General features: G+C 55.9%; 8 protein-coding genes and 1 tRNA gene. 5 read left to right on the top strand and 4 right to left on the bottom strand.

The features are described from left to right. Nucleotides 1-91 precede the first annotated feature (91 nt). Nucleotides 92-352 (bottom strand): hypothetical protein, encoded by a 261-nt coding sequence (locus ACLRGG_RS21030; protein ID WP_416251544.1) that lies wholly within the window; start codon nucleotides 350-352, stop codon nucleotides 92-94. 151 nt (nucleotides 353-503) lie between these two features. Beyond that, nucleotides 504-580: transfer RNA gene (locus ACLRGG_RS21025), tRNA-Ile, on the bottom strand. 251 nt (nucleotides 581-831) lie between these two features. Between ACLRGG_RS21025 and ACLRGG_RS21020 the strand changes: the two genes are divergently transcribed. The 4 genes from ACLRGG_RS21020 (at nucleotide 832) to ACLRGG_RS21005 (ending at nucleotide 5,377) form a co-directional block, all read left to right on the top strand. After that, complete coding sequence (locus ACLRGG_RS21020; RefSeq protein ID WP_416251545.1) at nucleotides 832-1,188, top strand: LysR substrate-binding domain-containing protein; 357 nt, start codon at nucleotides 832-834, stop codon at nucleotides 1,186-1,188. Between the two features lie 713 nt (nucleotides 1,189-1,901). Further along, the gene (locus ACLRGG_RS21015) at nucleotides 1,902-3,296 is read left to right on the top strand and encodes an MFS transporter (RefSeq protein WP_416251543.1); all 1,395 of its coding nucleotides are present in this window, start codon (nucleotides 1,902-1,904) and stop codon (nucleotides 3,294-3,296) included. Between the two features lie 57 nt (nucleotides 3,297-3,353). Continuing rightward, complete coding sequence (locus ACLRGG_RS21010) at nucleotides 3,354-4,406, top strand: LacI family DNA-binding transcriptional regulator (protein ID WP_416251542.1); 1,053 nt, start codon at nucleotides 3,354-3,356, stop codon at nucleotides 4,404-4,406. After that, on the top strand, nucleotides 4,403-5,377 hold the full coding sequence (locus ACLRGG_RS21005; RefSeq protein WP_416251541.1) for a nucleoside hydrolase: 975 nt from the start codon (nucleotides 4,403-4,405) through the stop codon (nucleotides 5,375-5,377). Before ACLRGG_RS21010 ends, ACLRGG_RS21005 begins: the two co-directional genes overlap by 4 nt. Before the next feature lie 106 nt (nucleotides 5,378-5,483). Here ACLRGG_RS21005 and ACLRGG_RS21000 read toward each other — a convergent pair whose 3' ends face one another. Further along, entirely contained in the window at nucleotides 5,484-6,926 is a 1,443-nt protein-coding gene (locus tag ACLRGG_RS21000; protein ID WP_416251540.1) for a PepSY-associated TM helix domain-containing protein, read from the bottom strand. 71 nt (nucleotides 6,927-6,997) lie between these two features. Further along, the gene (locus tag ACLRGG_RS20995; protein WP_416251539.1) at nucleotides 6,998-7,513 is read right to left on the bottom strand and encodes a DUF2946 domain-containing protein; all 516 of its coding nucleotides are present in this window, start codon (nucleotides 7,511-7,513) and stop codon (nucleotides 6,998-7,000) included. Between the two features lie 322 nt (nucleotides 7,514-7,835). On the opposite strand from ACLRGG_RS20995, the gene ACLRGG_RS20990 reads away from it, so the two are divergent. Continuing rightward, entirely contained in the window at nucleotides 7,836-9,068 is a 1,233-nt protein-coding gene (locus ACLRGG_RS20990; protein WP_416251538.1) for an MFS transporter, read from the top strand. Nucleotides 9,069-9,575 lie beyond the last annotated feature (507 nt).

Here is a 9,575-nt window from a genome sequence, read left to right as displayed (position 1 = left end):
ATTATTCGGAACAGCTATTTAATATCAAATCTTCATCCTTGGCTTTTTCTAATCCTCGCATAATAGCATTTCTTGTTGCAGCCTCGTTTGCTCAAGCATCATAATTTCCTGCTTTACCATCTTTTAGGATTGGTAACTCATTAAAGACAACATAAATAATCTTATCTTTAAACCTTTCATACTTATCTATGTCGAAATTTAATTTCTTAGGTTTCCCAGTGAATGTATGAGTAGATTCGACAATGACAAAATGATCTACGGCATCGTCCAGAGTATTTAGTCTGATATCAAGCAGCATATCTTCATCATAGTATAAAAAACAATCATAAATCATTGGGTATTCCTTACGCATTGAGTTAGTTCCAGCGTCTTATGTTCACAAATGATAGATGCTGCTGTCCAGCTTTTGAATCTTGGGGGGACAAAAAGGGGACAGTGAATACCAGTTACAAAAAAGCCACCTCTGAAAGGTGGCTTAACTGCATGATTTTCATCATTAAATTTGGTGGCCCCTACTGGACTTGAACCAGTGACCAAGCGATTATGAGTCGCGTGCTCTAACCAACTGAGCTAAGGGGCCGAGGCGCAGGATTATAATGTAACTCAATGCTGCAATCCAGTAGAAAACAATCGCTTGTCGCTTTTTTAGACATAATATTAGTTCGCTAAAAAATTTTACGGGGCTTCTATCCTTCCACATCCCCCGCCGGGCGCCGTACTGCGGCCTTTATCAGCCGCTGATATCCTTCGAGCGCGCCGTCGTCTTTTGCGCCTCCTGCGCGGTTATTTTTTGCCGAAGTGCGGCCTGCACCAGCGTAAAGGCATCGCTGCATTTGTTTTCGCCTGCCCGGCGGTAAACCCTGTTGCTGGGAGGCTGCCCGTCGCGGCTTTGAAAGGCAGATCTTTCCGGCAGGGACGCTGATATTGGATCATCTGGAGCTGATGGCAGAGGCGGCCAGCAAAGGGCCGGGTATTGCTTACGTGCCGGATAGCGTGGCAGAACCCTGGCTTAAGCGAGGTGAACTTTGTGTCGTTCTGACGGAGTGGAGTCCGGTCTATCCGGGCCTGGCGCTTTACTATCCGGGGCATCGTCACGTTCCCGCTGCGCTGCGTGCCTTTATCGATCTGCTAAAAGAGCAGGCGGCGGCAAAACCGGGAGCGGCCGGTACCCGGGAAGGGGCGAGGTGACGGTTTCTGTATGGATCTCCGGGCAAGTGCCTGTCTTACGCGGTCCCGGCGATCAGGTGTCAGCAACAAGACGCTATTTCACTGATACAAACCCGACTCAATATTTATCTGGTACTCACGCTGTGCTGAGGTGTGGAGATAATCTCAAAGCGGAGGCGCTTTTTCCTGCCGGGTCAGCAATCTTCCGGCTAATCCTGGGGTGTTTCGTCATCCTTTTGTCATAAAACCCAGGTTAAGCTGCCAGCAGTCTGAGCCAGACATTTATCCGGCAGAAATTGTACTTTAGTGAAGATACAGCACTGTATTCGTATGTTTTTCACGCGCAATGAAAAAATAATTTTCATCTAACTTCATGTTATATAATAAAATTAATTCATTTCAATCTTAATAAATGTGAAGGTGTTCTAATTTATTTTCATTAATATGTTGATTTATCTACGCGCGTAGATACAATGAAGGCGTTGTAAAAATTCACGGTGCTTGATGTAAGCCAGCTAAGTGAAGGTCTACATTGTTTCTCGTTAAAAATGATTGGTTAGTTAAAACCAACGGCCGGGAGACAAATGAAAACGATCCCCAACACCAGGGAACCTGTTACTGACCTTTGAACATGGCTCAGCAAAAGAACGTCCTCACTGGCGAATTGCATTCCGAATATCAGAACGGCCAGGGAAGGCGATAATAATCACTCCACACATCAGGGAATTTTTTTCATGTCCACATCGAAGAGCATTCGGCATGATGCTTCTCAGTCTGCCCATTCTGCGGCAGATGAACGGCTGACAACCTCCGAAGGGCGCAAGGATTTCTGGCGGGCAACCGTCTCCTGCTGGCTGGGTACGGCAATGGAGTATGCGGATTTCGCACTCTACGGTCTGGCCGCTGGCATTATCTTTGGCGACGTTTTTTTCCCCGAAATCACCCCGCAAATGGCACTCCTTTCAAGTTTCGCAACCTGGTCAGTCGGTTTTATCGCCCGTCCAATCGGTGCACTATTCTTTGGCTGGCTCGGTGACCGTAAAGGCCGCAAGGTAGTGATGGTCTCCACCATTATTCTGATGGGCGCATCAACCACGCTGATTGGCCTGATCCCCAGCTATGCTTCCATCGGCCTGTGGGCACCGGCCTGCCTGGTAATACTGCGTTTTAGTCAGGGGTTTGGCGCGGGCGCGGAGCTTTCCGGCGGAACGGTGATGCTGGGCGAATACGCTCCCGCGGAAAAGCGGGGCCTGGTCTCCTCAATTATCGCGCTGGGTTCCAACAGCGGAACGCTGGTCGCGTCGCTGGTGTGGCTGCTGGTGGTGCAGATGGATCAGCATGAGCTGCAGGCGTGGGGCTGGCGTATTCCCTTCCTGTGCAGTTCGCTGATTGCTCTGGTTGCGCTGTGGATCCGTCGCCACCTGAAAGAAACGCCGGTTTTTGAACGTAAAAAAGCCGATCTTGCTTTCCAGCGCCACAGTGCGCAGGTGGCGTATCCGACCGCTGTCGATCACCGAGGCTTCTGGCGGCGCAGCCGCTCGTTTATGGTGATGCTCGGCCTGCGCATTGGCGAAAATGGTCCGTCTTATCTTGCCCAGGGCTTTATGATTGGCTATGTGGTTAAAGTGCTGGCGATCGACAAATCCGTTGCCACCACCGCCGTATTTATTGCCTCTCTGCTTGGCTTCCTGATTATTCCTTTTGCGGGCTGGCTTTCAGACCGCTTCGGCCGCCGCATTACCTATCGCTGGTTCTGCCTGCTGCTGATCCTCTACGCCTTCCCGGCCTTTATGCTGCTGGATTCCCGCGAGCCGGTTATCGTCATCAGCACCATTGTGGTAGGGATGGCGCTTGCCTCGCTCGGTATTTTTGGCGTACAGGCGGCCTGGGGAGTAGAGATGTTTGGTGTAAATCACCGCTACACTAAAATGGCGACCGCGAAAGAACTCGGGTCGATCCTGTCCGGAGGAACAGCGCCGCTGGTGGCTGCTGCACTGCTCTCCTGGACCGGGCACTGGTGGCCGATTGCCGTCTATTTTGCGGGTATGGCGTCGGTTGGCTTTCTTACCACGTTCGTTGCGCCGGAAACGCGCGGCCGCGATCTTAATGCTCCTGAAGATGCTATCTGACGGAGTGTCGCACCGACCGGCCTGCGGGCCGGTTAGTGATAATTACAGGGCAGCTTTTTGGCAAAGAATACACTCAATCGTGCCACGCGGTCCGATGTGGCGAAGGAGGCTGGCACCTCCGTTGCCGTAGTCAGCTACGTTATTAACAACGGGCCCAGGCCTGTTGCCGCTGCAACTCGCCTGCGTGTTCAGGAAGCGATCAGGAAAACCGGCTACCGGCCTAACAGTCTGGCTCGTGCGCTGGCTTCCGGTACGACCAAAACCTATGGTCTGGTGGTGCCCAATATTGCCAATGCGTTTATTGCCTCTTTCGCTCACGCCCTCCAGCAGGAGGCGCTAAGCAACGGGATGGTCATGCTGCTCGGGGATGCAGGCGACAGCCGCGTACGCGAGCTGGAACTGATCAATAACCTTCTCAGTCAACAGGTTGACGGGATTTTCTACAACAGCGTTGACCGCCACCCCTATATTGATGTGATTCAGGCCAGCGGTACGCCGTTTGTGATGCTGGATCGCGTTGACCCGGGTCTTAACGTCAATATTCTTCGCGTTGATGAGCAGGCGGCAGCGTATCAGGTGACGGCTCATCTGCTGAGTCACGGTTATCAGGATGTGGGGATCATCTGTGGGCCGCTGGAGATGCTCAATACGCAGGATCGTCTGGCAGGCTGGCGACAGGCGCTGGGCGAATATGGCGTGACCGAGCGCCCGGAATGGATTTTCCCGGCGACCTATACCCGCGAGGGCGGCTATCAGGCCGCGCAGCAGATGATGCAGGGCGCTCGCCTTCCCCGGGCGATTTTTGCATCGAATGAAACGCAGGCGATTGGCTGTATTCGGGCGCTGGCGGAAAACAATATTCCGGTTCCCTCGCAGGTGGCGCTGGTGTGCTTTAACGGCACCGAGCAGTCAGCCTTTCACGTTCCTTCACTGACTACCGTGCGTCAGCCGGTCAGCGAGATGGCGAAAAAGGCGCTGGAAATGCTTGCGGCGTCGGAGGGTAAAGTGCAGCTGAGTGAGTTTTTACATCGGCTTGAAATTGGTGAATCCTGCGGCTGTACGTTCGGCGAAGACCGGCACGGCAGTGCAGATACGATAATAAGAAAATGAAAAGACTGATTATTGATTGTGACCCAGGAAATGGCATCGTCGGTGCCAACGTAGATGACGGGCTGGCCTTAGCGATTGCGCTGGGATCGCCCCACCTCTCGTTAGAATTGATTACCACCGTGGCGGGGAATACGCCCGCTGAGGTGGGGTTTAACGTGGCGAAAGATCTTGTTGAGCGGCTGGGCGTCGCCGTGCCGGTTGTTAAGGGCGCGGTTCAGGCTCTGGCTGAACCCCCGGGGCCGTGGCGGGAAGCGCTGGATACGCGCGTTTATACCAGCAAACTAAGCCATCTCTGGCAGGATGTGCGGCAACCCGCGCATTATGCGCCACCGGAACAGGATGCTGCTGACGCCATTGGCCAGCTGATTTGCGCCAATCCGGGGAAAATCACCCTGGTCGCTATTGGTCCCCTGACCAATGTCGCGCGGGCGCTGGCCCGCTACCCGGAGATGGCGGAGGCGGTGCAGGAGATCGCCATTATGGGCGGTGTGTTTGCGCTGGACGACTATATCAAGGACACCAATTTTGGCCTCGATCCTGAAGCCGCTCATCAGGTGCTGACCAGCGGAGCCAATATCACGCTGGTGCCAATGGACGTCACGACCCGGACGATGATGACCCACAAGGATCTGGATCGCATTGCGGTCATCGATACGCCGCTGGCGCGCTTTGTGACCGAAACCTTCCGTCCGTGGCTGGATTACTCCATTCACACCCGTCATTTACCGGGCTGTTGGATCCACGACGCGCTGGTGGTTGCCTGGCTGTTAAATCAGCAGGTGGCGAAGGCGGCGGACTATTTTGTCGACGTCGAGCTGCGGCCCGGGCTGACGCGGGGTAAATCATGGCGCTATCGTCAGCCGCTGCGGGTCAATGTCGGCATTGATGCGCCTGCCGGTGGGCTGATCCATGTCCTGCAAAAAGTGGATAACGCACTGCTGCTGTCGATGATTGAACGCGCGCTTACCTGATGAAAAGGGCGGCGATCCTGACTTTCTGCTTTCAGGGAGGACCGGGTTCGCCGCCGCATCCCAGCGGCAGCTACCCGTTCTTATGCTACTGTGGCTGATGCTCTCCCTAACCCTGTGCCTTTACCGCCCGCTGCCAGATAGCAGCATCAATCAGTAACAGTATCACCAGGCTCACACCCATCACCGGCAGGCTTATCGCCAGCGTCAGCCCAATAGCCAGCAGGACGCATTTTGCACTCAGGGTGAGCTGCTGCCAGCAGTAGCGCAGGGTGTCAGCCGGATGCGGCCCCTTTCCGGCCTGCGGACGACGAAGCCACCACAGGCGATAGCCCAGCACAATCATCACGCAAAGCCCCAGGCCAAAAGTGGCCAGCAGTAGCTGATTCAGCAGGCCAAACAGCACCCCCATATGCGCATCCACCCCCCAGCGCGTCAGCTTTGCCAGTAGTCCAAACCGGGCAAACTCAACCTTATCTACCACCCTGAAGCTATGAGGATCGACGGCAACGCTGTCAACCTGTGTTGGCCAGCTGCGATCGATTTCACTGACCGTCCAGGCTTTATTGATCTCACGAGCCGGACGAACTTCTATCCTTGCCGCGTCAATGCCTGCCGCCCGTGCTGCGGCCACAACCCTGTCAAACTGAGAGGCATTGATCTTCACCGCGAGCGCAGGATCGACAGGCATCACCGTCATCCGGTGTTCAGCATGAGCGGCTTCAGCGGCTGGCATCTCAGATATGGCATCCTGCGCAGGCGTGGTTGTCTGCGGCGGTAGCGCGGTATTCACCGATGGCGTCAGCCAGCCGAAATGGGCGCGCAGGGAGGCGATATTATCACCTGCCCAGCGTGACCAGGTCAGGCCGGTAGCAGAAAAGAACACCAGGCCCAGCAGCAGTATCAGGCCCGATGTGCTATGCCAGTGACGATGACGACGGATCTGTTGCCCGCGCTGACTTTCCCCTCTTTGCAGACGACGAGGCGCGCGCGAGGTGGCCCACAGCAGTACGCCACCGATGGCGGCAACCCACAGCCAGCTGGCGGCCAGTTCGCTGTAGTTACGGCCCACGTCACCCAGCAGCAAGCTCCGGTGCAGATAATCCAGCCAGGTTCTCAGCGGCAGTACCCCGCTGGTGCCGTAAACCTTTAGCATGCCCCGAACCTCAAGCGTGACGGGATCGACAAACACGGCCATGCTCTCGGACGGCCCGGCATCAGCCGTTGCGAACATAATGCGGCTGGTTTCCCCCACCGCCGGTGCCGGGCGGACCGCCAGAATGCGCAGGTGACCGCCGGTAAAGTCCTGCGCCGTACGTATCTGAGCGGATAGCGGTTCAGCCGGTCCGCGTGAGGAGGTATAGAGCTGATGTGCATAGAGCGCCTTTTCCAGCTGGGGAGTCAGCACATAAAGTGAGCCGGTCAGGGCTGCGATAAAAATAAAGGGGGCGATAAACAGGCCAATATAAAAATGCAGGCGACGCAGCAGCGGTAAAATCGCGCTACGGCTCTTTTCGGCGCGCGCAGGCACCGTCAGGTCTAATTTTGACATTATTTTTCCATCCACCTGTTGCCAGGCATAAGCAGTAGGCCCGCCGGGTAAGGGCAGGCGCGATGACTGAGTTATTCGCTCAACAAACGGAGCGATGGCGGCGGGGCGCGTGGATGGAAAAAGGAGGCGTCAGCGCGAGGGAAAATCGGCTGGAATAGCGCGACCGTGGGTGCGCGGGCGGCCTGAAGCGCCGACCACAGTGGAGGCAAACTGGTGAGATCCAGCGGCAGGTGCGCCAGCAGGACGCAGTAGCCACAGGCGCTGTCGTCCATCAGTCCTTTGGCGTGGTGCGTTTTTTCACCGGCAGTGTGTACCGCTGCGTTATCCCCGGCCATGCCGGGGCAATCGCTGGCGGGCATATCGGCCATTGCCTGATGCTGCACGTCGCCAGCTGTCATAGCAGGCATATCCGCCATCGACGTCCTGGCAGGCGCGTCACGTTCGGGGAGCATCACCCTTGTCTGTCCGGCAGGAGAACGCGCCAGTGATTTGGAGATCACCGGGGCGATAAACAGCAGCAGTAGCGCAATCAGGGCCAGCCAGGCGGCAAGGCGGCTGGGGGCCTGATGCATCTGAATCAGCGACAAGCCGTGAGGACTCCTGACAGTAATTTATGCGTTGCAGTGTAGCAAAATAAAGCTTGTAAGAGTGATTATCATTCTTCCCCTTCCGTGCAGGGCTTCATAGCGGGATGGACTGTCTGACCGGGATGGATGGGGCGATCGGACTTATCTGCACTCCGTGGCCTGTGGCCCACTTTATGACGCGAACAGAAACATTTTTTTACATGCAGAAGCGAAGGCTGACAAATGACGCAGATAGTGTCGGTTGTCACATGCTATAAACAAATAGTTAACATCTTACCGGCCCACAACCGGGACGCCAACCGCTGACAGACAGGATACCCCTATGTTCAACTGGACTTCGACCCAGCGCAATGTGGCGTTCGCCAGCTTTGCGAGCTGGACGCTGGATGCGTTCGATTTTTTTATACTGGTCTTTGTATTGAGTGATATTGCTGCAAATTTCCACACCGGCATTCCTGCCGTATCCCTTTCCATTATGCTGACGCTGGCGGTGCGGCCCATCGGGGCGCTGCTGTTTGGGCGACTGGCGGAAAAATATGGCCGACGGCCCATTTTGATGGTCAATATTGTCATGTTCTCCCTGTTTGAACTGCTGTCAGCCTGGTCGCCCTCGCTCGGTGCGTTCCTGCTGTTCCGGGTGATTTACGGTGTCGCCATGGGCGGCGTCTGGGGTGTCGCGTCGTCGCTGGCGATGGAGACCATTCCCGATCGTTCACGCGGGATGATGTCCGGTATTTTCCAGGCGGGCTATCCCTGCGGCTATCTGCTGGCCTCGGTGGTCTTTGGCCTGTGCTACAGCCTTGTTGGCTGGCGGGGAATGTTTCTGATCGGGGCGCTGCCAATCCTGCTGCTGCCCTTTATCTATTTTAAAGTACCGGAATCGCCGGTATGGCTGGCGGCGAGAGCGCGCAAAGAGAGCGTCGCCCTGCTGCCGGTGCTGCGCAGCCACTGGAAGCTGTGCATCTATCTGGTGCTGCTGATGGCCTGCTTTAACTTCTTCAGTCACGGCACTCAGGATCTCTATCCTACCTTCCTGAAGGTGCAGCATGGTTTTGATCCGCACACCGTCAGTATCATTGCGATTTGCTATAACATCGCCGCCATGATGGGTGGCGTCTTTTTTGGCACGCTGTCGGAAAAAACAGGCCGTAAGAAAGCGATTATGATTGCAGCCTTTCTGGCGCTGCCGGTTCTGCCGCTGTGGGCGTTTTCGACCGGCTCGGTGATGATAGGGCTGGGCGCATTCCTGATGCAGTTTATGGTGCAGGGTGCCTGGGGCGTGGTGCCCGGCTGGCTGACCGAACTGGTGCCAGCCAATACCCGTGCGGTGCTGCCGGGCTTTGTATACCAGCTGGGGAATCTTGTTGCCTCGGTCAATGCCACATTGCAGTCATCCGTGGCCGAGGCGCACGGCAATAATTACGGTCTGGCAATGGCTATTGTGGCGGGTATTGTAGCGGTACTGATCTGCATTCTGGTCTCCTTTGGTCGGGAAACGCGCGGCATTGAGATTTCCGCTGCCCCCGATGCACAAACGGATCATCGTTTGAAATAGCTGTTCGAACCCCTTCGCTGTTCCAAACAGCGCTGACGGTGAGCGGTTTTGTTTAGTGTCCGGTGACTGGCTCCTGTGATGTTTACTGTTTTTGCGGGGGCCGGGTGCAAAGCCCTGCGGGGACCGTTGTCACGCGGACACGCCGCAGGCACGTCCGTGTGGGCTCGGCTCGCGCATCCCTGCGTTCGACGGTCCGCTCAGCCAACGGTCCCCGCCTGGCCTCGGGCTTCGTCGTCGCTGCTAAAAACGTTCCCACGCCGAATTTTGGGCCCCGTAATTATTTTCAACTAATCCTGTACCGACGAAAGGGGGCAGCAATATTGCACGCTGCATCTGATGCAGGTTTGACCTTGAGAGCCGTAAAGCCAGTGCCCCTGACGTAGGTTCTTAGATCGCTCCGAGCCAGATTACTGGCAGGCCACTCAGCGGCCAGAAGGCGGTGTTGCGGAGCAGATAAGCCGGGTCTCTGCCGCAGGGATGCGGCAGTGAAGCCCCCAGGGATGGGTT

The organism is Erwinia sp. PPS120 (genome assembly GCF_047918655.1).
Lineage (GTDB): Bacteria > Pseudomonadota > Gammaproteobacteria > Enterobacterales > Enterobacteriaceae > Erwinia > Erwinia tasmaniensis_A.
The sequence above is the reverse complement of the archived record's forward strand: the minus strand, read 5'-3'. Positions and strand labels throughout refer to the sequence as shown.